General features: G+C 71.2%; 19 protein-coding genes. 9 read left to right on the top strand and 10 right to left on the bottom strand.

Annotation, left to right across the window (positions count from 1 at the left end; all coding sequences use genetic code 11):
• Positions 1-17: 17 nt before the first annotated feature.
• The 3 genes from BMX74_RS01795 to BMX74_RS01785 are packed head-to-tail and all read right to left on the bottom strand — an operon-like array spanning position 18 to position 2,705.
• On the bottom strand, positions 18-1,538 hold the full coding sequence (locus BMX74_RS01795; RefSeq protein ID WP_091097780.1) for a CYTH and CHAD domain-containing protein: 1,521 nt from the start codon (positions 1,536-1,538) through the stop codon (positions 18-20).
• A gap of 52 nt (positions 1,539-1,590) precedes the next feature.
• On the bottom strand, positions 1,591-1,938 hold the full coding sequence (locus tag BMX74_RS01790) for a VOC family protein (RefSeq protein WP_055508088.1): 348 nt from the start codon (positions 1,936-1,938) through the stop codon (positions 1,591-1,593).
• Positions 1,935-2,705 carry a trans-aconitate 2-methyltransferase gene (locus BMX74_RS01785; protein ID WP_256256728.1) on the bottom strand — a complete coding sequence of 257 codons (771 nt, stop codon included), beginning with the start codon at positions 2,703-2,705 and terminating at the stop codon, positions 1,935-1,937. Before BMX74_RS01785 ends, BMX74_RS01790 begins: the two co-directional genes overlap by 4 nt.
• Before the next feature lie 56 nt (positions 2,706-2,761).
• On the opposite strand from BMX74_RS01785, the gene BMX74_RS01780 reads away from it, so the two are divergent.
• A complete protein-coding gene (locus tag BMX74_RS01780) occupies positions 2,762-3,265 on the top strand; it encodes a MarR family winged helix-turn-helix transcriptional regulator (RefSeq protein ID WP_091097777.1) in 504 nt (167 codons plus the stop codon).
• Between the two features lie 72 nt (positions 3,266-3,337).
• Here BMX74_RS01780 and BMX74_RS01775 read toward each other — a convergent pair whose 3' ends face one another.
• Complete coding sequence (locus BMX74_RS01775; RefSeq protein WP_055508082.1) at positions 3,338-3,814, bottom strand: MarR family winged helix-turn-helix transcriptional regulator; 477 nt, start codon at positions 3,812-3,814, stop codon at positions 3,338-3,340.
• A 66-nt stretch (positions 3,815-3,880) separates the two neighbouring features.
• Between BMX74_RS01775 and BMX74_RS01770 the strand changes: the two genes are divergently transcribed.
• Positions 3,881-4,399: an SgcJ/EcaC family oxidoreductase gene (locus BMX74_RS01770; RefSeq protein ID WP_091097774.1), complete on the top strand. Its 519-nt coding sequence runs from the start codon at positions 3,881-3,883 to the stop codon at positions 4,397-4,399.
• 102 nt (positions 4,400-4,501) lie between these two features.
• Here BMX74_RS01770 and BMX74_RS01765 read toward each other — a convergent pair whose 3' ends face one another.
• The gene (locus BMX74_RS01765) at positions 4,502-6,334 is read right to left on the bottom strand and encodes an ABC-F family ATP-binding cassette domain-containing protein (RefSeq protein WP_091097773.1); all 1,833 of its coding nucleotides are present in this window, start codon (positions 6,332-6,334) and stop codon (positions 4,502-4,504) included.
• 221 nt (positions 6,335-6,555) lie between these two features.
• Positions 6,556-7,458 (bottom strand): 4-(cytidine 5'-diphospho)-2-C-methyl-D-erythritol kinase, encoded by a 903-nt coding sequence (locus BMX74_RS01760; RefSeq protein WP_055508076.1) that lies wholly within the window; start codon positions 7,456-7,458, stop codon positions 6,556-6,558.
• Between the two features lie 191 nt (positions 7,459-7,649).
• On the opposite strand from BMX74_RS01760, the gene BMX74_RS01755 reads away from it, so the two are divergent.
• Positions 7,650-8,510, top strand: coding sequence for an arginase family protein (locus BMX74_RS01755; protein WP_055508075.1), 861 nt, complete (start codon positions 7,650-7,652; stop codon positions 8,508-8,510).
• Positions 8,511-8,555: 45 nt separating this feature from the next.
• Here the strand turns inward: BMX74_RS01755 and BMX74_RS01750 are convergent, their stop codons facing one another.
• Complete coding sequence (locus BMX74_RS01750; RefSeq protein WP_055508073.1) at positions 8,556-11,426, bottom strand: AfsR/SARP family transcriptional regulator; 2,871 nt, start codon at positions 11,424-11,426, stop codon at positions 8,556-8,558.
• A gap of 168 nt (positions 11,427-11,594) precedes the next feature.
• Between BMX74_RS01750 and BMX74_RS01745 the strand changes: the two genes are divergently transcribed.
• Genes BMX74_RS01745 through BMX74_RS01735 form a run of 3 tightly spaced genes read left to right on the top strand, consistent with a single transcriptional unit; the run spans position 11,595 to position 16,149 of the window.
• Positions 11,595-13,415 (top strand): ATP-binding protein, encoded by a 1,821-nt coding sequence (locus BMX74_RS01745; RefSeq protein ID WP_218153842.1) that lies wholly within the window; start codon positions 11,595-11,597, stop codon positions 13,413-13,415.
• Entirely contained in the window at positions 13,412-14,338 is a 927-nt protein-coding gene (locus BMX74_RS01740) for a hypothetical protein (protein WP_143078526.1), read from the top strand. Before BMX74_RS01745 ends, BMX74_RS01740 begins: the two co-directional genes overlap by 4 nt.
• Entirely contained in the window at positions 14,335-16,149 is a 1,815-nt protein-coding gene (locus BMX74_RS01735) for a CASTOR/POLLUX-related putative ion channel (RefSeq protein WP_337959831.1), read from the top strand. The genes BMX74_RS01740 and BMX74_RS01735 overlap by 4 nt, the downstream gene beginning before the upstream one ends.
• A 43-nt stretch (positions 16,150-16,192) precedes the next feature.
• On the opposite strand, the gene BMX74_RS01730 is transcribed toward BMX74_RS01735, so the two are convergent.
• Positions 16,193-17,032, bottom strand: a complete 840-nt coding sequence (locus BMX74_RS01730) for a DUF4344 domain-containing metallopeptidase (protein ID WP_055508066.1) — start codon at positions 17,030-17,032, stop codon at positions 16,193-16,195.
• 114 nt (positions 17,033-17,146) lie between these two features.
• On the opposite strand from BMX74_RS01730, the gene BMX74_RS01725 reads away from it, so the two are divergent.
• Complete coding sequence (locus tag BMX74_RS01725) at positions 17,147-18,364, top strand: RICIN domain-containing protein (RefSeq protein WP_143078525.1); 1,218 nt, start codon at positions 17,147-17,149, stop codon at positions 18,362-18,364.
• A gap of 43 nt (positions 18,365-18,407) precedes the next feature.
• On the opposite strand, the gene BMX74_RS01720 is transcribed toward BMX74_RS01725, so the two are convergent.
• Entirely contained in the window at positions 18,408-19,604 is a 1,197-nt protein-coding gene (locus BMX74_RS01720; protein WP_091097763.1) for an RNA-guided endonuclease InsQ/TnpB family protein, read from the bottom strand.
• Between the two features lie 22 nt (positions 19,605-19,626).
• Here BMX74_RS01720 and tnpA point away from each other — a divergent pair, with 22 nt between their 5' ends.
• Positions 19,627-20,043, top strand: coding sequence for an IS200/IS605 family transposase (gene tnpA, locus BMX74_RS01715; RefSeq protein WP_091097762.1), 417 nt, complete (start codon positions 19,627-19,629; stop codon positions 20,041-20,043).
• Between the two features lie 187 nt (positions 20,044-20,230).
• Positions 20,231-20,527: a hypothetical protein gene (locus BMX74_RS01710; protein ID WP_143078524.1), complete on the top strand. Its 297-nt coding sequence runs from the start codon at positions 20,231-20,233 to the stop codon at positions 20,525-20,527.
• Between the two features lie 21 nt (positions 20,528-20,548).
• Here BMX74_RS01710 and BMX74_RS01705 read toward each other — a convergent pair whose 3' ends face one another.
• The gene (locus BMX74_RS01705) at positions 20,549-21,304 is read right to left on the bottom strand and encodes a C40 family peptidase (RefSeq protein WP_091097756.1); all 756 of its coding nucleotides are present in this window, start codon (positions 21,302-21,304) and stop codon (positions 20,549-20,551) included.
• Positions 21,305-21,811 lie beyond the last annotated feature (507 nt).

Here is a 21,811-nt window from a genome sequence, read left to right as displayed (position 1 = left end):
GCCCGCCCCGCCGCCGGTCAGGCGAGCTTCTTCGCCGCTTCGACGGTCTCCTCCCACACCCTGGGGACATCGGCGTGGGCGCGCTCCGCCGCCGCCCGCTCCAGCCCGGCCAGCACGCCGTACGTGAAGGTGTCCTCGCCCGCCTGGCGGGCGCTCTCCGCCTCCTTGGCCAGCGTCTCCTGCGCCACCACGCCGTCCTGGTGGCCGCCCAGCGCCTCCTGGACGCCTTTCGCCAACCTGGCCAGCTTCGTCATCCGACGGCCGAGTACTGGTTCGAGCGCCTCGGCGGTGTAGCGGGCGCGTTTGGCGGCCTTGCGCACATCGTGCAGGGCGATCTCGCGGCGTTCCGGATCGGTGGTGGACTGCGCGGTCTCGTACGCCTTCGTCACCTTCTTCCACGCGGAGAGCGCGACGGCGTCGAGCTTCTTCCCGGCCGGCTTCGCCGCGGCCCTGCCCAGCTCCGGCCTGGCCACCACGGCGTCCAGCGCGTCGAGGAGCGCGTAGTAGCGGTCGCCGCTGAGCACGTCCCTGATGCGCCCGTACGCCTCCTCCTCGCGCTCCCGCAGGCCGGAGCCCAGCCGCGCCCGCACGGGGCCGGTCACCAGCTCCGGCGGCAGCGCGTCCAGCCGGCGGCCGAACCGCTCCCTGATCACCTCCAGGTCGCGCGCCTCGCCGAGCACCGCGCCGAGCCGGCGCAGCTCCTCCTGCAGCGGCTCCGTGCCCGTGACGACGCCGCTGAACGCCTTCAGCGCGCTGCGCAGCCGGCGCGCCGCCACCCGCATCCGGTGGACGGCGTCCTCCTCGGCCCTGCGCACCCGCGGGTCCTGCGCGAGCAGGGCCGTCACCTGCGACGCCAGGTAGTCCACGACGACCTCGCCCGCCGAGCCTGGCTCCGTCGCCGCCTTCGCGGGAGGCGCCGGACGCAGCAGCCTGGCCAGCTTGCTGCCCGCCCCCGCGGGCACCGCGCCCGCCTTGCGCAGCCGCTTGCCCACCTTGGCCAGCAGCTCGGGCCTGCCGTGGTCGAGCAGCTCCGCCTCCACCTCGCGCCAGCGGACGACTTTCACCCCGTCCTTCGCCCCGTCGTCCTTCGCCCCGTCGTCCTTCACCCCGTCGCGGAACGCGGTGCCCTTGACGCGGTCGTCGGCGAGCTCGACCAGCCCCGCGCCGCCCTCGCGCAGCAGGGTGACGCTCCTGCGCGTCTCCAGCTCGGCGACCACGACGAGCGGCGCGCCGCGCGTGTAGGCGCGCACCAGCTCCACGAGGTCCTGGGGCACCTCCTTGACGCTGCGGGTGAGCGGACGGGTGATCTCCTGCCGCGCGCCTCTCGCCTTGGGCAGCTTCAGGTGCCAGCCCGGGTCCGCGCCGCCGCGCCTGCGCCGCAGCGTGACGCCGCGGGCGGCCAGCCTGAGGTCGGGGGTGTCGTAGTAGAGCGCGACGAGCTGGTGACTCTTGGGGCCGACCACCTCACCGAAACGGGTGAGGTCCGGAATCGCGTAGTCGGGGGGAACGTCGAACTTGTCCTCGATCTCGATGCCCACTGCACCTCGCAAGTGTCCGATTTCGGACCATGATGCCACCGGCAGGTGAACATCACAGGGCTTGCAGGAGCTCGATCCTGTTGCCGACGGGGTCGGTGACGTAGATGCGGCGGTGGCCCGGGAAGAGGTCGTCGGGCACGGCGTCCGGGATCTTGGCGGCGTACGCGTCGAGGTCGTCCACGAGGAATGCGGGATGCGCCTTGCGAGCCGGGCGGAAGTCCTCCTCGACGCCGAGGTGGATCTCCACGCCCTCGCCGCGGAACCACACCCCGCCCCGCCGGGCCAGTTCCGGCGGCTTGGGCACCTCGCGCAGGCCCAGCACGCCGGCGTAGAACGCGCGTAAGCGCGGCTCGCTGCCGGGCGGGGCGGCGAGCAGGACGTGGTGGAAGGCAGTGATCATTTCTGCGCCACCACGAAGATCCGGCGGAACGGGAACGGCGTGCCGTAACTGCGCGCCGGATACGCCTCGGCGAGCAGCCTGCCCAGTTCCGCGGTGAAACGGCGCTGGTCGTGCGGTTCGAGCCGGTCCAGGACCGGGCGCAGCGCCGTGCCCGACACCCAGTCCAGCACCGGGTTCTCCCCCTGCAGGACGTGCACGTACGTCGTCTCCCAGGCGTCCACCATCGAGCCGCTGTCGAAGAGCAGGTCCACGTACTCCTGCGGGTCGCCGACCGGGTTGCTCCTGAGGAGGTCGCCCAGCCGGTCGGACCAGGCGCGCGAGGCGCACAGCTCCCTGATGGCGGTGTGGCTGGGCGCGTCGAAGTTGCCCGGCATCTGGAAGGCCAGCCAGCCGCCCGCGCTCAGCATCTCGATCCAGTGCTCCAGCACGCCCCTGTGTCCGGGCACCCACTGCAGCACGGCGTTCGAGACGACCACGTCCACCGGACGGTCGGGACGCCATGTCGTGACGTCCGCCACCGCGAACCGCACGCGCGTGCCCAGCTCCCGCGCCTTGGCGATCATCGCCGGCGAGGCGTCGAAGCCCTGGATCGTGGCGTTCGGCCAGCGATGTGCGAGCTGCGCGGTGAGTTGCCCGCTGCCGCAGCCCGCGTCCACGACATAATCGGGAGCGACCGCCCCCACCCTGGAGATCAGCTCAATGAACGGCCGCGACCGTTCATCGGCGTAGACCGCGTACGCAACCGGATCCCAGATATCTCTTGACATGAAGATAATTGATATCGAGAGAGATATCTCGATGTCAAGACAGTACACTCTGTGTCATGACGGACGATGCGCAGGACGAGGTCGACCGGCTCGTCGCGGCCTGGCGCAGCGAGCGCCCCGACCTCGACGTCGAACCACTGCAGGTGCTCTCGCGCGTGTCGCGACTGGCCAAACACCTCGACAGGGCCAGACGCGCCGCGTTCACCGAGCACGACCTCGAACCGTGGGAGTTCGACGTGCTCACCGCGCTGCGACGGGCCGGCAAGCCGTACGAGCTGAGCCCCGGCGCGCTGCTGCGCGCCACCCTCGTCACCTCCGGCACCATGACCAACCGCATCGACCGGCTCACCCAGGCCGGCCTCGTCCGCCGCCGCCCCGACCCCGAGGACCGGCGCGGCGTCCTCGTCTCCCTCACCGACACCGGTCTCGCCCGGGTCGACGCCGCGTTCACCGACCTGCTGCGCCGCGAACGCGAGCTCCTGTCGGGGCTCGGCCCCTCCGACCGCCGCCATCTCGCCGCCCTCCTCCGCACCCTCCTCGCCCCCTTCGACACCCCCTGACGGCCCGCACCGCCGAGCGGGCGGCGTGCCGGAGCCTGCCGGCCCGCCGCGTGCCGGAGCCCGCGTGTCCCGTCAGCGCCCGGCCGCGGCTTCGGGCAGGTCCCTGACGCGAGCGGCCTGCTCCTCCTGGATCCTGCGGGCGGTACGCAGGAAATCGAGGATGACGGCCAGCTCGTCCGGCCCGTACCCCTGCAGCGCCCGGACGCCCGCCTCCCCCACCGGGACGAAGATCTCGGCCTCGGCCGAGCGGGCGGCGTCGGTCGCCGTGACCAGGACGCGGCGGCGGTTGTCCGGATCGGGAGAGCGGAACACCATGCCCGCGCGTTCCAGCCGGTCGATGACCGTGGTGGTGGCCGCCGGGCTGAGCTTCAAGGCGACGCTGATCCGGCCTGCGGGCAGCGGACCGCCGGCCAGCACCACGTCGAGGCAGCGCAGGTCGGTGCGGTTGAGGGCGAGCCTGCCGGCGGCCGCCTCGTCGAAGGCGTCGAAGCTCTGCTGCAGCTGCCGGAGCTCCATGGCGATCTCTCCGATGGCTTCACGTTTCGACATTCGAATCTTTCTGTTATCGTATATTTCGTTGCTCGAAACGACGATATCACCTCCGGAGGTACCGCCATGCCCTCGACCGCCCTCACCGGGCCCACCAGCAGCGCGCCCACCGGCGACGCCGCTCAGATCGAAAAGCTCTTCGCCGACTTCATGGCAGCCTGGACAGCCGGTGACGCCCAGGCGTTCGGCGCGCTGTTCACCGACGACTCCGACTACGTCTCCTACGACGGCACCATCGCCCGTGGCCGCCGCACGCACCAGCACAACCACGACAAGCTCTTCCGCGGCGTCCTGGCCGGCTCGGCGCTGGTCGGCGACCTGGAATCCGTCCGCCACCTCACGCCCGACGTCGCGATCGTGTACGGAACGGCCTCCGTCCTGATGCCCTGGCGATCCACGCTCCCGAAGCGGCGGCTGTCACGGCAGACCATCGTCGTGGTGCGCACGGACGCCGGCTGGAAGATCGGCGCGATCCACAACGGACGCGTCCGCCCCGTCACCGTTCCCGAGCCCGACTCGTTCCCCTCCACGATGTCCCAGCTGATGGCACGCGCCGCCCGCCGGCTCGGCCTGGGCCGACGCTGACCCCGGCGTCCGCGCCCCCGTGGAACGCGCCCCGGACGACGGAGCGCCGGCACCGAGAACGGCGCCGGCGCTCCGAGAACACCGAGTGGGCGAGCGGCCCGATCAGTCGCCGAGGCGGTCGGCGAGGTCCAGCCAGTCCGACTCCACCGTGTCCTTCTGCGCGAGCACCTCCCGCAGCCGCGCGTCCAGCGACCCCAGCTCGGCGTAGTCGCCGGCCGCTTCCGCCATGGCGGCGTGCAGCTTCGCCTCCTGCTCGCCCAGCTTGTCGAGCTGGCGCTCCAGCCGGTTGAGCTCCTTGCGGAGCTCCCGCTCCTCCTTCGCCGACAGCCCGGGCTTCGCCTGGCCGTCGCCGGTGACCGGCGAACCTGCGCCGCCCTCCGCCTGCCCCGTACGTACGGGCTGGGCCGCGGCGGACCCGAGCCTGGCGGTCAGCGCCGTGCCCGCGGCGCGGCGCTCCAGGTACTCGTCCACCCCGCCCGGCAGGAGCGACAGCCTGCCGTCACCCAGCAGCGCGACGCACTTGTCGGTGACGCGCTCCAGGAAGTAGCGGTCGTGGCTCACCAGGATCAGCGTGCCGGGCCAGCCGTCGAGGAGGTCCTCCAGCTCGTTCAGCGTCTCGATGTCGAGGTCGTTGGTCGGCTCGTCCAGCATGAGGACGTTGGGGTCGTCCATGAGCAGCCTGAGCAGCTGCAGACGCCGCCGCTCGCCGCCGGACAGGTCGCCGACGACCTTCCACTGCGCGTCGCCCTTGAACCCGAGCCGCTCCAGCAGCTGGGACGCCGACCACTCCTTCTTGCCGACCTGGACGTACTTGCGGATCTCCTCGACCGTCTCCAGCACGCGCCGCTCCGGGTCGAGCTCGGCCAGCTCCTGCGACAGGTACGCCAGCCGGACCGTCCTGCCCCTGACGACCTTGCCGGAATCGGGCTTGATCGTGTCGGCCAGCAGGCGCAGCACCGAGGACTTGCCCGAGCCGTTCACACCGATCAGCCCGATCCGGTCGCCAGGGCCGAACTGCCAGGTGCAGTGGTCGAGCACCATCGGGCCGCTCGCGGGGCCGCCGGCGTGCAGGGTGACGTCCTCCAGGTCGTACACGGTCTTGCCGAGCCGCGCCGCCGCGAACCGCAGCAGCTCCACGCTCTCGCGCGGCGGCGGCTCGTTCGCGATCAGCGCCTGCGCCGCCTCGATGCGGAACTTCGGCTTGGACGTCCGCGCGGGCGGGCCGCGCCGCAGCCACGCGATCTCCTTGCGCATGAGGTTCTGGCGGCGCTCCTCGGCGGCCTGCGCGATGCGGGCCCGCTCGGCCTTCGCCAGCACGTACGCCGCGTAGCCGCCCTCGTAGCGCTCGACGCGCCCGTCGACGACCTCCCACGTCCTGGTGGACACCGCGTCGAGGAACCACCGGTCGTGCGTCACCACCACGAGCGCGCTCCTGCGGCCCGACAGGTGCGCCGCGAGCCAGGCGATCGCCTCGATGTCGAGGTGGTTCGTGGGCTCGTCCAGCATGATCAGGTCGTGGTCGTCGATGAGCAGCTGCGCCAGCGCCGTACGCCGCCGCTCCCCACCCGACAGGTCGCCGGCCTTGGAGTCGAGGTCGAGGTCGCCGATGAGGTTGACGAGGATCTCACGGACCCGCTGGTCGCCCGCCCACTCGTGCTCGGCCCTGCCCCCGAGGACCAGCTCACGCACCGACGCGCCCGGGTCGAGCGTGTCGCGCTGGCTGAGGAACCCGACGTTCAGGCCCCGGTTGTGGGTGACGCGGCCGCTGTCGGGACGCACCTCGCCCGCGAGGACGGACAGCAGCGTCGTCTTCCCGCCGCCGTTACGCCCGACGACGCCGATGCGCTCCCCAGCCTCGACGCCGAGGGAGACGTCACTGAGGAGCGGTTTGGGCCCGTAAGCGTGGGAAACCGACTCAAGATTGACCAGATTCATCGTCCTCCCAGGGTATCGGTCCGCCCAACCACCTCCCACCGCCCCGACTCCGGCGAGGCACCATGGCGTACGTCGCCGCAGACCCGTCCCGGGAGGACGCGAACGAACGGCCCAAGGGGCAAGACGTGAGCGAACGGCCGCTGGGGCGTCGGACGCTGAGCGCACTCGCCCCTTCGGCCCGAGGCGCCCACAAGCCCTCGCGAAGGGATGTCGGGTGGGGGTCAGGCGAGGGTGGCGCCGGGGACCGGGCCGTGGGCTGCCATGGCGCTGGTCGCGGCTCCCGTCGCCGTCAGGCTGGCGGCCAGGTCGCGTGCGTGCGTGGCGTCGATCGCCAGGAACGCGCACGTCGGCCCCGAGCCGGAGACGATCGCGCCGAGGGCGCCATGCTGACGGCCCGCGTCGAGCGTGGTCGCCAGTTCGGGCCGCAGGGCCAGCGCCGCGTCCTGGAGGTCGTTGCTCAGGTAGGAGCCGAGCGCGTACGCGTCGCCGGTGCTCAGCGCCTCGATCAGCCGCTCGTTCAGCTCCGGCCAGGGCACCTCGGCGTCGGACTCCTTGCGCAGGCGGTCGCACTCGGCGTAGACGGAGGGCGTCGGCAGGCCGCCCTCGGCCGGGGCGAACACCCAGTGGAACGTACCGCCCGTGGGGAGCTCGCTCAGCTCCTCTCCCCGGCCCGTGCCGACCGCGGTGCCGCCCAGCAGCGAGAACGGCACGTCGCTGCCGAGGTCACCGGCGATCTCCATGAGGTCCTCGAACGGCAGGCCCAGGCCCCACAGCTCGTTGCAGGCCACCAGCGCCCCCGCGGCGTCGGCGCTGCCGCCCGCCATGCCCCCGGCCACGGGGATCTCCTTGTGGATGACCAGGTCGGCCCCGTAGCTGCGGCCCGCGTGCTTGGCCAGCGCCCTCGCCGCGCGGATGGCCAGGTTGCCGTCGTCGACGGGAACCTGGTCGGCCCACTTGCCCTCCACCGCGACCGTGATCGCGTCGGACTCCTTCGCCTCCACCCGATCGAAGATCGACACAGCGTGGAAGACGTTCACCAGGTCGTGGTAGCCGTCTTCCCTGAGCGGACCCACAGAAAGCTGCACGTTGACCTTCGCGGGCACACGTACGGTCACCGAACTCATCGATCTTCTGCCACTCTCATCGCTTGCCGGGGTCGAGGACACTCGATGTTATCGGGGCACGCTCGCTTGACATGCGGTTCTCGAAATATGTGATGCCACCCGCCGAACTGGACTCGGCTCGGACGGGCGTTCGCACAGCTTTGCCGTGATTAGCACCGATAGCGAAGAGTGACAACGCGACAGGCGGGCGGATGAGTGACGATGTCGGCGGACGGCAGTACGGCAGTGAGGAGGGCGCGGTGTCGCGGGTGACGGTTGTGGAGGTGCCGCAGTGGCAGGGGTCGGGGTCGGCGACGGCCGAGCGGCTCCGCGAGGGGGCGAGGCTGCTCGCCGGGATGGTGGACGCCGATCGGCGGTTGCGCGTCGAGGTCGCCGACGACCTCCCGGCCACGGCGAGGAACGTACGGGCGGCGCTCGATCAGGCCGGTGACGGCGGGCTGGTGGTCGCGGTGGGCGGCGACTGCGGCGTCGAGCTGGAGCCGGTGGCGGCGGCCCGCAGGAGGCACGGCGACCGGCTCGTGGTCGTCTGGTTCGACGCCCACGGCGACCTGAACACCCCCGGTTCCTCCCCCTCGGGCGCGTACCACGGCATGGTGCTGCGGGCGTTGACCGGCGAGGGACCTGACGGCCTGGTGCCGGACGTGCCGCTCGCCCCCGGGCGCGTCGTCCTGGCCGGCGTCCGCGACCTCGACCCCGCCGAGGTCGCGTTCGTACGGAGCCATGGAGTGCGGCACGTACGGGAGGCCGACGCCGAGGCTCTGGTGGCGGCGATCGAGGCCGCCGCCGACGGCGGGGAGCCCCGCCGGAGCGCTGCGGAGCCGGCCGTGTACGTGCACGTGGACTTCGACGTGCTGGACCCCGGGGTGTTCGGGAGCGTCGGCTGCCCGACTCCCGCGGGTCTGCGGCCCGACGAGCTCCTCTCGCTGGTCAAAGCCGTCGCCGGGCGGTTCGAGGTGGCCGGGCTCGGCCTGATGGAGTACGAGCCCGGCCGGCCCGAGGATCAGGAACTGCTCACGCCGCTGGTCAAGGCGCTTGTGGCGGCCTGTCGGTGAAAGCTCGGCGCCTGGCGGCCGGCCCCGCTGACGGAGGCGCACGGTTCATCCCCGCGTCGGCAGGGCGTCCAGGAGCTGCCCGGTGTCGTACGCCTCGGCGACGCCCAGCCGTTCGAAGATCTCGATGGCGCTGGTCAGCGCGGCCCTGGCGCGCCCGTACCGGCCGAGCGCGGACAGCGCGCGCCCGATCTCCGTCAGCGCCTCCGCCATGCCCCGCTCGTTCGGGTAGGTCGCCAGCCCCGCCAGGCCCGCCTCGGCGTACGTCAGCGCCTCTTCCGGCCGGCCGAGTGCGGTCCGCACCCGAGCGATCGCGATCTGGGCGGTCGCCGTCCAGAACAGGTAGCCCAGCGCGGTGGCCAGTCCCAGCGCGGCCTCCAGATGCTCCAGCGCCTCCTCGTGCTCGCCGGCCCTGGCCAGCACGAAGCCGAGGATGTAGGGCGTGATCGGCTCGACCTTGCCGTCGCCGATCTCGATCTGCAGGTCGAAGGCCCGACGTGCCGCCGCCAGCGCGGCCTCCGTCCTGCCCGTCGCCGACCAGGTCGTGCCCATGCGGGCCAGCATGGCGGCCTCCAGGCGGCGCTCTCCCGCGGCACGCGCCAGCGTCATGCCGCGCTCGAAGCACTCCGCGGCCGTGGCGTTGTCGTGCCGGAAGCCGGCCTGGTAGCCCAGCAGTGCCCAGGCGTACGCCTGCACGCCCAGGTCGCCGACGGCGCCGGCGAGTTCGACGGCGAGCCGCCCGTGCTCGTCGGCGTCCAGACCCAGGGGGGACCGCGAGCCGTCCATGTGTTCCAGGCCCAGCATGAGGTGGACGTAGCTCTCCGACGCGCGGTCCCCCCTGCCCGTGGCCGCGGCAAGCAACTGGCGGAGACGCTCGACGTAAGGCCGGCCGAGAGTGCGGAGCTCCCCCAGCGCGTTCATCAGCCGGGCCAGCTCGTACAGGTCGCTGCCGGGCAGCTCGATCACCTGGCCCACGCAGCTCAGCAGACTGTCGGAGGTGTCGTCCAGCCACACGCCGACGTCCGCCAGGTCCTCGAAACCGATCGCCTCGCCCGCCTGCTGTTCGAGCCGGTCGGCGAGCGGGTTCCCGGGGGAGCCGAGCCGGAGGGCGCCCGCCATGCCCGCTTCGAAGTAGCGGTGGAGCCGGAGGAGGGCCGCCCGCGTGGCCCCGTCGCCCTCCTCTTCCTCCAGCCGGGCACGGGCGAAGCACTTCAGCAGGTCGTGCTGCCGATAGCGGCCGATCATCGGCGACTGCAGGAGACTGAGGTCGACCAGTTCCTCACCCAGTTCCTCCGCCTCGGACTCGGCCAGGTCCAGCAGGCGCGCGGCCATCGCGGCCGTGAGCTCGGCCGCGTCGGGAACGGCCAGCAGCCGGAACGCGCGAGCCAGTTCGGGGCGAAGCTGCTCGTAACTGAGGGAGAAACTCACCTCCACCGCGAGGTCGCCGACCCTGAGCCGGGCGAGCCGCCTGCGCTCGTCGGCCAGTCGGGCGGTCAGCTGGGCGAGCGTCCACGTGGGCCGGGTCGCCAGCCGGGCGGCGGCGATCCGGATCGCCAGCGGAAGGAACCCGCAGGCGGTCACCAGCTCCAGCGCGGAGTCCCGCTCCGCGGCCACCCGCTCCTGCCCGAGAATCGCCCCCAACAGCCGGATCGACTCGTCGGCGCTGAGCACGTCCAGCCCCATCTGGAGCGCTCCGTCGAGGCCGGCCGGCTTGGCACGGCTGGTCGCCAGCACGGCGCAGCCGGCCGACCCAGGGAGCAACGGGGTCAGCTGCGCCACGTCTCGGGCGTTGTCCAGGACGACCAGCACGCGCCGGTCGGCGAGCAGCGACCGGTAGAGCGCCGCGCGTTCGGCGAGCCCGTCCGGCAGGTCGCCCTGTCCCAGCGACCGCATCAGCACGCCCAGCGCGGTCGCGGGAGGCATCGGATCCGGTCCGGCCCCCTGCAGGTCCAGGAAGAGCTGGCCGTCCGGGAAGAGGTCCTTGACGGCGTGCGCCACGCGCAACGCCAGCGTCGTCTTCCCCACCCCGCCCTGGCCGGACACCGCCCAGATCAGCAGCGTCCGCGCGCCGCCTGAGCGCAGCGATCCGACCATCTTCCCCACCTCGGCCGCCCGGCCGGTGAAGTCGGCCACGTCCAGCGGCAGCTGTCGGGGCACCGGCAACGTCACCGCCGCCGGCTCGGCGGACGTCTCCTCCGCGTTCAGCTCCGGATCGCCGGTGATGATCTGCTGGTACAGCCGGGCCAGCTCCGGCGAGGGATCCACCCCGAACGCCTCGGCCAGCGAGCGCCGCGTGTCGGCGAAGAGCCCGATCGCCTCCGCCTGCCGTCCGGACCGGTACAGCGCCAGCATCAGGAGCCTGCACAGCCGCTCCCGCGCCGGATGCCTGGACACCAGCGAGGTCAGCTCCGCCACCGACTCATGGTGCCGTCCCAGCGCCAGATCGCACTCCGCCCGCGCCTCGAACGCCGACAGCCGCATCTCGACGAGACGGGAGCGTTGCGCCTGGGCCCACGCCCCCGGCAGCCCTGACAGCGGCTCTCCGCGCCACAGCCGCAGCGCCCGCTCCAGCAGGTCCCGCGCCTCGGCCGGCGGCGCGTTCCGCGCGCCCGACGCCAGCGCCGCGAACTCCCGCACGTCCAACGCGGCCGTGCAGCTGTAGCCGCTCCGCATCGAGCGGACCGCCGCCTGCCCCAGCACTCCCCGCAGGCGCGACACGTAGTTGCGCACCGTGCTCGCGGCCGTCTGCGGCGGGGCGTCCGCCCACAGGACGTCCACCAGCTGCTGGACGCTCAGCATCCGCCCCTCGGCCAGCAGCAGGGCGGCCAGCGTCAACCGCTGCTGCGGCGACCCCAGGTCCAGTTCCGTGTCACCCCGCCAGCCACGTACCGGGCCGAGCAGCTCGAAGCGCAAGTCCATGGTGAACGCCCTCGCTCGGTACGCCGCCGGATGACCCGGGGGATCTGATGTCGGCCAGTACGACGTCAGCCTGGCGCGGACGCCTAATGATCACGTTGACGAATCGTATACGCGACGTAAATCGGCTTCTCCGAAAGTGATCCCGCATTGCGTACAGGGGGATCGATGATGAACTTCGGGGTCTTGGGGACGGTGGAGGCCCACCGTGACGGGAAGCCCATCGACGTGGGCTCGCCGAGCAGCAGGGCGCTGCTCGCGCGGCTGCTGCTGTCGCGGGGCCGGGTGGTGCCGCTGGACCGGCTGATCGAGGATCTGTGGGAAGGGGAGCCGCCGCGCCAGGCGCTGGCGTCGCTGCGGACGTTCGTCTGCCGACTCCGGCGGGATCTGGAGCCGGAGGACAGGCCCACGGTGCTGCTGACCGAGCCGCGGGGCTACCGGCTCGACGTCTCGGCGGAGCAGCTCGACGCGGACGCCTTCGAGGAACTCGTGCGGCGGGCCGACCCGCAGCGCGATCCCGCGGGCGCGCTCGAACTGCTCGATCGGGCGCTGGAGCTGTGGCGGGGGCCGGCGTACGCCGAGTTCGCCCACTCGACGTGGGTCCAGGTGGAGGCCGCCAGGCTGGAGGAGCTGCGGCTGGCGGCCGTGGAGCGCCGGCTGGCGACGCTGCTGACGCTGGGACGGCACGGGCACGCCATCCCGGACCTGGAGGCGTTCACGCGGACCCATCCCATGCGGGAGGAGGGGTGGTGGCTGCTCGCCCTGGCGCTGTACCGCTCCGCCCGCCAGGCCGACGCGCTCTCAGTGCTGCGCCGCGCCCGCGGACACCTGGCGGAGGAGCTGGGCCTGGATCCCGGCCCGGCGCTGCGGCAGCTGGAGGCCGACATCCTCGCCCAGGCGCCCGGCCTCGGCGTGCCGTCGTCCGCGCCGTCCCGCGAACCGGCCGCCCCCGTGCGGATCCGCTGCCTCGGACGCGATCACCTGCTGGACTGCGCCAGCGACGTGCTGGGCGCGGCCGAATCAGGCGACGGCGGCGCCCTGCTCGTGGCGGGCGAGCCGGGCACCGGCCGGACTCAGCTGCTTCGCAGTGTCGAGGCGCTGGCGCGGGTGCGCGGTCTGCAGGTGGCCTGGGCGGCGTCGTGCCGCCTGGAGAGCGGCTACGCCTTCGGAGTCGCCCGTCAGGTGTTCGAGCCGCTGCTGGCGGCGCTGCCGGACGAGGAACGCGCGCGGCTGCTGGAGGGGGTGACGCTCCCGGCCGCCGACGTGATCTGGCGCAACAGGCGCACGGGAGACCTCTCCGAGGTGCTGCACGGGCTCCATTGGGTGACCGTACGGCTGGCCCGGCGGGTCCCGCTGCTCGTCGTGCTGGACGACGTGCAGTGGTGCGACCCGGAGTCGCTGCGATGGCTGGCCTACACGTTGCGGCGGCTGCGGGGCGTGCCGGTGGCGTTGGTCGTCTCCCGCGCGGTCGGCGTGCCCTCGGACTGGCCTGACATGCTCGACACGATGTGCTCGATGATGCCGGCGGTGCGTCTCGGCGCGCTGCCCAGGCAGGCGGCGACCGCGCTGGTGATGGAGCAGACGGGTGTCGAACCTGACGCCGCGTTCGTCTCCCGCTGCGTCGCGGCGACCGGGGGGAACGCCTTCCTCCTCGCCGAGCACGTGAGGAGCCTGCACTCCGACGGGCGGCCGGAGAGGATCGGCCGATGGGTGTCCGGCCTGCTGCGGGTGGCCGGTCCGGGAGCGGCCGAGCTCGTACGGGCCGTGGCCGTCCTGGGGGAGGAGGCGACGCCGGACGCGGTGGCCGGGATGGCCGGGCTGAGCGGTGACAGGTTCGCGGGGGTGCTGTCGGTGCTCGTGCGGATGGGCCTGCTGCGTGACGGCACGCCGCTGCGCCTCGCGCACCCGGTGGTGCGGCGGACCATCCTTGACGAGGCGCTTATCGCTTCGCAAGGTGCCGTCCATATCGGGCGAACACCCTTTCAGCCATGAATTCCCTTACACATGCGCCTATTGAGCAGGTCGCCCTTCCTCAGGACCCGCCGCAGCCCGACCGGGGCAGCATCCTGGAGGTCGTCGAGAAGATCGGATCGGTGACCGTGCCGATCGCGGTGGCCCTCTACGCGATGCTCTACCTGGGCCTCCAGCACGTCTACGCGATCTTCGGCATCACGCCGGAGCAGGCCGGCCTGGACCAGGCGACCATCTTCGCCCGGCTCATCGGCACCCTGGTGACGATATTCCTCTACCTGCTTCCCGTCGTCGGCGTCGTCGTCACGCTCTTCTGGCTGGCGGACCTCCTGACCAGGGGCGGTGCTGGACGGGCCGTCACCTGGATCAGGGAGAAGCCGTGGATCGCCGCGACGTTCGCGGCGATGCTCTCGGCTACCGGCTACTGGGCCTACCTGACGACCTCCGGCGGCTTCTCCGAGGACCTGCACATCGACTACGGCTCCGCCGTCCTGCCGGCAGCCGTCATCGCCTTGGTCGGCCTGCTGATCCCGTACCGGATCATGCGCAGGCGCGGGGCCACCCGCGCCGGCATGAAGGTCATCACGGGCGCGCTCGTCGGCGTCGGCCTGGGCTTCCTCCTCGTCATCCAGATGCTGCTGGGAGCGGTGGACATCTACGTCAACGGCAACGGCAACCCCGTCCTCGACCTGGTCGGGTTCAAGAACCAGTGGGTCACCGTCCACGACGGCGACGGCAAGGCCGTCGTCGAGGACGACGACCGCGTGCTGATGCTGGGCGAGAAGGAGGGCGCCTACGTCTACTACAACTGCGGCGACCAGCGCACCTACCGCCGCCCGATCGAGGCGACCATCCTCGGCGACTTCGAGATCGACCCCGACTTCACCAACGGCGGCACCGAGGAGCCCATGGCCTGCGGCTACGGCCTGGCGGAGCAGCAGTGACCAGAGAACGGCTGCGCTACTGGTTCGACAACACGATGTCGAAGGGCACCCCGGCCCTCATCGGCTGGCTGGCGGTGGTCTCTGCGCTGCTCATCGCCGTCGTCACCCTGGTGGCCTGGCCGTTCGCCGACGGGCTGAGCCCGATGCGGGTGGCCTGGATGAGCCTCCTGCGGACACTCGACCCGGGCACCATGGGAGGCGACGACGGCGACTCGTTCTTCGTCCTCATGATGCTCGTGGTCACGCTCGGCGGCATCTTCATCGTCAGCGCCCTGGTCGGCGTGCTCAGCGCCGGCCTGGACGCCAAGCTCGACGAACTGCGCAAGGGACGTTCCAGGGTGGTCGAGCACGGTCACACCGTCGTCCTCGGCTGGTCCGAAGAGATCTTCGCGGTGATCTCCGAGCTGGTCAAGGCCAAGAAGAGCGAGCGCAAGCCCGTCATCGCCGTCCTGGCCGACCGCGACAAGGTCCAGATGGAGGACGAGCTCCGCGCCCGGCTGGGCGAGATCGGCGGAATCCGCCTGGTGGTCAGATCCGGTGACCCCGCCGAGCCGTCCTCGCTGGCGCTGGTCAGCCCGCACGCCGCGCGCTCGGTCCTGATCCTGTCAGCGGACGACGCCGAGCTCGTCAAGACACTCCTCGCGCTCGGCAGCAGGCGGTGGGCGGCGTCGGGCCCGTCGATCATCGCCGCCGTCGCCGACAGCGGCAACCTCACGGCCGCCCGCATCGCCGGCGGCCCCCACGCGGAAGTGGTGGACTCGCAGAACCTCGCCGCACGGCTGGTCGTGCAGTCCTGCAGGCAGTCCGGGCTGTCGGCGGTCTACACCGAGCTGCTGGACTTCGACGGGGACGAGATCTATCTGTGGACCGAGAGACGCCTCGTGGGCCGGAGATACGGCGAGGCGCTGTTCGCCTTCGGCACCGCCACGGTCATCGGCCTGCGACTGGGCGGCGGCCGGGTGGCGCTGAACCCGCACAGCGACACCGTCATCGGGGAGAACGACCAGCTCATCCTCATCGCCCCGGACGATTCCGAGATCCGGCCGGCCACCGCGCCGCCCACCGTCCTGACGAGCGCCATCAGGCCGCCGCGGGCACCCGGACGGGCCCCGGCCAGGACGCTGATCCTCGGACACAACCGCCGCAGAGGACGCATCATGCGAGAGCTCGGGCATCACCTGCTGCCCGGCTCCGAGATCCACCTGGTGGGCCCGCCCGCCGAAGGCGGCGCGCTGCCGCCGGACGTCCTCGTCACGGCGAAGCAGGGAGACATCACCGACCGCGCCACCCTCGAAGCGCTCAACCCCGGGGTCTACGACCAGGTGATCGTGCTGGCGTGTGACACCTATGAGCCCCAGAAGGCCGACGCCCGGACCATGGTGACCCTGCTGCACCTGCGCGACATGGACACGGGCGCGGCCATCGTCAGCGAGATGAACGACGAGCGGAACCGGCTGCTGGCCCAGGTCGCCGAGGCGGACGACTTCGTGGTGGGCGGCCGGCTGGTCAGCATGCTGCTCACGCAGCTCTCCGAGAACCGGCACCTCGGCAGGGTCTTCGACGTGCTGCTGGCGCACGACGGGCCGGACATCTACCTGGAGCCCGCGGAGAACTACCTCGCGCCCGGCGCGACAGTGACGTTCGCGACCGTGATCGAGGCGGCCCGTCAGCGCGGCGAGACGGCGTTCGGGTACCGGCTGTCGTCCGAGAGCGGAACGGCGTCCCACCACGGCGTGCGGCTCAACCCGCCCAAGTCGGAGCCCCTGGCGTTCCGGCCCGGTGACCAGGTCGTCGTGCTGGCCGACAGATGACGACAGCGAGGCCGTCCGCGTCGGGGACGGCCTCGTCAGATCGTCACGAGCTCCGCAGGTGAGGCTCCAGGAGCTTGTTCCAGGCGGCGCTGACCTTCGCCCACTCCTCCGGGCAGCGCTCAGCCCTGGCCTGTGGCAGGTAGGAGTCGTCCGTCTCGCCCACCAGGTCGGCGAACTTCTCAGGGTCGGAGCCGTAGACGAGGCAGGCGTAGTTGTAGGCCCGCTGCTCGTCCATCGAGTGCTCGTCGTAGAACGGCAGGGAGTCACGGTCGCTGTCGCCCGCGGCGATGAAGTACGACTGCGCGGCCTGCAGCGCGTAGTTCTGCCCCGCCTCGCCGATCTCGATCATGTAGATCGCGGACAGCTGATCGACCGCGTCGTCCTCCTTGCCGACCGTGGGGAGGTCGTAGATGCTGATCAGGGCATGTCCGAGTTCGTGGAAGAGCGTGTCCAAGAGGACGCCCGTCACGTAGTCGTCCTTCTCCTGCTCGGTGCTGAAGTTCTCCTCGGCCTTGGCGACGGCGTCGGTCAGCAGCTCGTAGCAGATGGTGATCTTCTTGTCGTCCGGGCTCCAGAAGGCGTTGGCCTGCCCGCACTCCTCCGTCGCGAGGACGTAGTCGCCTTCCGGCAGCTTCAGCAGGTCGTTGAACCCCTGAGCCACCTCCTCCAGAGTCTTCTCCTCCTTCAGCAACTTCGTGAGCTCCTGGTTGACGTCGTCCTTGGCATCGGCGACGACGGCGGAGAACGCGCCGCCGGCGCCGCTCCTGCTGTCGGACGTCGCGGGGTCCGCCTGCCGGGCGGCCATCGGCTCGGCGCCGCACGCGGTGAGCGCCGCCCCCATCATGAACGCCACCACGGCGATCGATCTCATCTTCACGGTCATGCCGCAACCCTGTCGACCAGGCATTGACAGTCCGTTGACGGCGGCCCAGCCGCGCGCCGAACCAGCTCCGCGCCCTTTATCAGGCGGCAAACAGGCGTGCCTAGCGTCCCTCCCATGAACATCCACATGCGTAAGGCAGTGGCCGGAGCCCTGATCTGCGCCGGCCTCTCGGCCGCCACGCCGGCCGCCCCGGCATCCGCCGCCACCACGGGGCCGATGACCATCGCCACCGGGGCGAAGCAGGCGATGGTCGTGCCCTTCCTCGCGAGGAGGGTGCTCAAGGAGATCATCAAGGCTGTCATCAACCACTACAAGAGAATCGCGGCCGACAGGAAGGAGTTCTCCAGATACGTCAACGAGGCGCTGGACCAGCAGTGGAAAGAACTGGCCGGCTCCGACATGAGGCTGCTCAAGTACCACGCGATCCTGATCGACGACTCTCTGAACTACAACGCCGACGGCCTCGACTGCGACGACTGCGACCTCGACGGCAACGGCACCGCGGACGCCAACGACGACGACGGCGTTGACGGGCCGTACGTCGACATCCCCGACCAGGACGTCGCCGACACCCAGGACGCCACCTGGAACGAGGACGGAACCATCGTCTTCACCACCACCTCCGGAAGCACACGGAAGTTCCGCCTCCTGATCGCCGAGCGCGGCACCCTCACCGTGCCGAACCGCTGGGCCAGCGACCTGCCGAACAGGCCGCCGAGGACCGTGCCCCTGGGCGACTGGGAGTTCGGCGTCAGGACCGCGGGCCACTGGCGGCGGGACGAGAGCGGGTCCGCGGGCAGATTCGTCTTCACCTTCTCCCCGTACACCACGAACAACCCTGCCTATCGGGGCGGCGGGGACGACCCTGGGCAGAAGCCGCCCGAGCGGCAGGAGACCCCCGGCCACGCCAAGATCGTACGGCTGGTGAACGACCTCGGCTGGTCGGTCGACGTTCCCGACGGGCAGCTCAAGGAAGGCGTCCGCGGCGTCCAGGCGGCCAGGCCGCAGCAGGGCAACCGCAATCAGCAGTGGCACCTGTTCGACCGGGGCGACGGCCAGTACGTCATCCAGACGGTTCTCGGCGGGCACATGGTGCTCGACGTGATCCCGAACAACTGGAACGTCCAGCTCTCCACGGCCCACTACCGCGGTAACCAGCTGTGGAAGTTCGAGCCGGCCGGTGGAGGGCGGTACCGCGTCCGAGCCGTCTACAACATGCAGAACGGCTATCCGCACGGTGGCTGCCTGACTGCCGACAGAGGTGAGGGCCAGGGGCTCGCCGCCCTCGACTGCAACCGGCACGGACAACTCTGGCGTCTGCTGACTCCTTGACGTGCTCCTCGGCCGGAAGGCCGAAGATTCAGCCCGTGCCGCGTCATGCGGCACCTCTGAGGCTTCCTGCTTCCTCGCGCTGTGCCAGGCCGGGGCCTGGTCTTACCTGCGCTCCACAGGCGTTTAGCCTGTCCGCCCGTCCGGCGGCCAGGATGTTCTTCGCCGCGTTGACGTCCCGGTCGTGGACCGCCCCACACGGGCAGGTCCACGACCGGACGCTCAACGGCATCGACTGCTGGATGGTCCCGCACTCCGAGCACAGCCTGGAGGAGGGGAACCACCGGTCGATCCGGTGGAAGGCGCGCCCGTACAGGCGAGCCTTGTACTCCAGCATGGTCACGAACTGCGACCAGCCCGCGTCATGCACGCTCTTGGCCAGCCTCGTGCGCGCCAGTCCCTTGACCGCGAGGTCTTCCACGATCACCGTTTGGTTCTCACGGATGATCTGTGTGGAGAGCTGGTGGTGGAACTCACGGCGCGCGTCAGTGACCTTCGCGTGCTGGCGGGCGACGGCGAGGCGCGCCTTGGCCCGCTTGTTCGATCCCTTGGCCTTGCGGGACAGCGCCCGCTGGAGCCGCTTGAGCTTCTTCTCCGCCCGGCGCAGGAAACGCGGTGAGTCGAGCTTCCGACCGTTGGACAAGACGGCGAAGGCCGACAGCCCGAGGTCGATTCCCGTCTCGGACTCGACCGGCGGCAGGGGCTGTTCGGTCACCTCGACCACAAAGGACGCGAAGTACCGTCCGGCCGCGTCCTTGACCACGGTCACGCTCGATGGGGCGGCGGGCAGGGGCCGCGACCAGCGCACCGGCACATCCCCGATCTTCGGCAGGCGCAGCTTCCCGCCTGTGGTGATGGAGAACCTGGCGTTGCGGGTGAAGCGGATCGCCTGCCGGTTATCCCTCTTGGACCGGAACCTCGGCGGGGCGACCTTCGACCCCTTCCGCTTGCCCGTGATGGAGGCGAAAAAGTTGCGGTAGGCGGTATTCAGATCGGCCAGCGCCTGCTGCAGCACCACGGCTGAGACCTCGCCCAGCCAGGAGCGTTCCGGGGTCTTCTTCGCCTCGGTGATGACCCGCTTGGACAGCTCACCGTCTGAGAGGTACGGCAAGCCCTGCTCGCGGGCGTCCTGCCGTGCGCGCAGCGCGTCGTTGAACACCACCCTGGCGCACCCGAACGCCTTGGCCATCGCGATCTGCTGGCCCGGCGTCGGGTAGAGGCGGAAGTTGTGCCGGAGCTGCACACCATGATCCTACCATTGGCTTATGGTCGGACACGGAGACATCAGAACCGGTAGGCACTGCGTTTTCGTCCTGCACGCTCACTTGGTTTTCGTCACCAAGTTCCGGCATCCGGTGTTCACCGGTGCCCACCTGGAACGCATGGAGCAGATCATGCGGGACGTGTGCGCGGACTTCGAGTGCGAACTGGCCGAGTTCAACGGCGAGGCCAACCACGTCCACCTGCTGGTGAACTTCCCACCGAAGGTCGCCCTGTCCAAGCTGGTCAACTCGCTCAAGGGCGTGTCCTCCCGGCGGCTGCGCGCCGAGTTCCCCGAACTGGCACGCCACTACTACCGGGCGAACAAGCTGTGGTCGGGCTCCTACTTCGCCGGGTCCGTGGACGGTGCACCGATCAGCGTGCTGCGCCAGTACATCGAGCAGCAGAACCGACCCGGTTAGAGCACGCTCGGGCCTGGCGGCCCTCCCGCGCGGGCCCTCACCCCTGGCCTGAAGGCCGAAGCACTGGCCCGCATTCCGGTAGCCGCGTCGGCGGCGAGAGGAGCATGATCTCCCGGGAATGGCACGACCTCCCGGGAGATCATCTGTGTCAACGTGACGTCAAAGTCCGCCGTGCAGCATGTGCCGGATGGGAATGGCACTCATATTGATCTTCATTGTGGCGGTGGCCCCCGGCGGAGGGCTGGCGGCCGCGCTCCTGGCCTGGGTGGGCCGCGTCGCGCTCGGGCTGCCGGGCGGCGTCGGCCTCTGGTGCCTGACGTGGGTACCGGCGTGGTTCATCGGCTGCCTGGCGTGGTGGGTGGCGGTCCTCATCGACCTCGAGAACGACGTGCCGCGGATGGGCTCAGCCTTCGCCTGGCAAGGCGCCGCCACCGTGCTCGTGGTCGCCCTGGCGCTCACGATCCGAAAAACCGCCCAGCCCTGACCCGCCAGGTGCGATCTGGAGTCATGCGGGGCGGATGGCGCCGCGGTACGTGGCTCGGTAGTGAGGTGAGCGGAGGAAGGCGGTCTTCCTGACCACGTCGCCGGTGCGCGGTGCGTGGATCATGGTGCCCGCCCCTAGATAGAGGGCGACGTGCGTGGGGTCGCCCTTGCCGCCGCCGAAGAACAGCAGGTCGCCCTTGCGGAGGTCGTTCATGGGGACCTTGCGTCCCTGGCGGAACTGGGCGCCGGTGTAGTGGGCGAGGGTCACGCCTGCCTTGGACCAGGCGTACAGGGTGAGGCCGCTGCAGTCGAAGCCGACCGTCGTGCGGCCTCTGCCGATGCCGTACGTGGGGCCCTTCGGTGAGCCGCCGCCCCAGGAGAAGGCGACGCCCTGCTGAGCCAGGGCGGCGGTGGCCGCGATCTCGCCCTTCGTCGGGAGGGCGGGGGTGGTGGCCGGGTTCCCTGCTGTGGTCGGCCGCTCGGGCGGCGCCTCGGCGGGGCTGGGGGGCTGGGGCTGTGGGCGTTCTCCTGGTCTGGGTCTGATCGGTGGCTGTGGTGTCGTGCCGCAGGGCTGGGGTGGGAGGGCCAGGAGGATCTGCAGGTGGGCCGGGTTCGTGAGGTGGAGGAGGGCGAGGAGCCCGGAGGTCTGGGTGAAGGCGGGCAGGCGGACGCATCGCGGCGGCGCGGCTGCTGCTTCGGCGGTGCCGGTCAGCGCGGTGAACGGGGCGAGGATGCCTGCGCCGAGGGCGAGGCAGAGCAGGGCGGGACGTCGGGGCATGGGGGCCTCCCTCTGTGGGCCGTTGGTGAACGACGGGGAGGCCAGGATCGTCGGGCGCGGGGGTGGGCAGGCCGCCGAACGGCGTTCTGTGGATGGCGAGGGGAAACGCAGGACGCTCTGTGGACGGCGCGGGGCTACTCAGGACGTTCTGGGGACAGCGCGGGCAAGCGCACGCCGCTCTGGAGACGGCGCGGACAAACGCACGCCGCTCTGGAGACGGCGCGGACAAACGCACGCCGCTCTGGGGACAGCGCGGACAAACGCACGCCGCTCTGGGGACAGCGCGGGCAAACGCACGCCGCTCTGGGGACAGCGCGGGGTAGTCGTCGGCCTTCTGTGGGCGGCGCGGACAGGCAGGGGCCGGGCTGTGGATCGCGAGCAGCCATTCGTGTTCTGTAGGTCCTGCCTGGAAGACAGTCGGTTCTGTGGATCGTGCGGAGAAGTGCGGGGGGTTCTGGGGAGAACGTGGCTGGTGGCCCGCCGAACGGCGGGACGGGCGTGCCGGGC

The organism is Nonomuraea pusilla, assembly GCF_900109355.1.
GTDB lineage: Bacteria > Actinomycetota > Actinomycetes > Streptosporangiales > Streptosporangiaceae > Nonomuraea > Nonomuraea pusilla.
The sequence above is the reverse complement of the archived record's forward strand: the minus strand, read 5'-3'. Positions and strand labels throughout refer to the sequence as shown.

Coding starts and splice junctions, on each gene's coding strand:
- BMX74_RS01705 (WP_091097756.1), bottom strand. CDS start 21,304: ATGCCCCGACGTCCCGCCCTGCTCTGCCTCGCCCTCGGCGCAGGCATC.
- BMX74_RS01790 (WP_055508088.1), bottom strand. CDS start 1,938: ATGATCACTGCCTTCCACCACGTCCTGCTCGCCGCCCCGCCCGGCAGC.
- BMX74_RS01765 (WP_091097773.1), bottom strand. CDS start 6,334: ATGAATCTGGTCAATCTTGAGTCGGTTTCCCACGCTTACGGGCCCAAA.
- BMX74_RS01775 (WP_055508082.1), bottom strand. CDS start 3,814: ATGTCGAAACGTGAAGCCATCGGAGAGATCGCCATGGAGCTCCGGCAG.
- BMX74_RS01750 (WP_055508073.1), bottom strand. CDS start 11,426: ATGGACTTGCGCTTCGAGCTGCTCGGCCCGGTACGTGGCTGGCGGGGT.
- BMX74_RS01785 (WP_256256728.1), bottom strand. CDS start 2,705: ATGTCAAGAGATATCTGGGATCCGGTTGCGTACGCGGTCTACGCCGAT.
- BMX74_RS01725 (WP_143078525.1), top strand. CDS start 17,147: ATGAACATCCACATGCGTAAGGCAGTGGCCGGAGCCCTGATCTGCGCC.
- BMX74_RS01745 (WP_218153842.1), top strand. CDS start 11,595: ATGAACTTCGGGGTCTTGGGGACGGTGGAGGCCCACCGTGACGGGAAG.
- BMX74_RS01760 (WP_055508076.1), bottom strand. CDS start 7,458: ATGAGTTCGGTGACCGTACGTGTGCCCGCGAAGGTCAACGTGCAGCTT.
- tnpA (WP_091097762.1), top strand. CDS start 19,627: ATGGTCGGACACGGAGACATCAGAACCGGTAGGCACTGCGTTTTCGTC.
- BMX74_RS01780 (WP_091097777.1), top strand. CDS start 2,762: ATGACGGACGATGCGCAGGACGAGGTCGACCGGCTCGTCGCGGCCTGG.
- BMX74_RS01730 (WP_055508066.1), bottom strand. CDS start 17,032: ATGACCGTGAAGATGAGATCGATCGCCGTGGTGGCGTTCATGATGGGG.
- BMX74_RS01710 (WP_143078524.1), top strand. CDS start 20,231: ATGGGAATGGCACTCATATTGATCTTCATTGTGGCGGTGGCCCCCGGC.
- BMX74_RS01755 (WP_055508075.1), top strand. CDS start 7,650: ATGAGTGACGATGTCGGCGGACGGCAGTACGGCAGTGAGGAGGGCGCG.
- BMX74_RS01770 (WP_091097774.1), top strand. CDS start 3,881: ATGCCCTCGACCGCCCTCACCGGGCCCACCAGCAGCGCGCCCACCGGC.
- BMX74_RS01740 (WP_143078526.1), top strand. CDS start 13,412: ATGAATTCCCTTACACATGCGCCTATTGAGCAGGTCGCCCTTCCTCAG.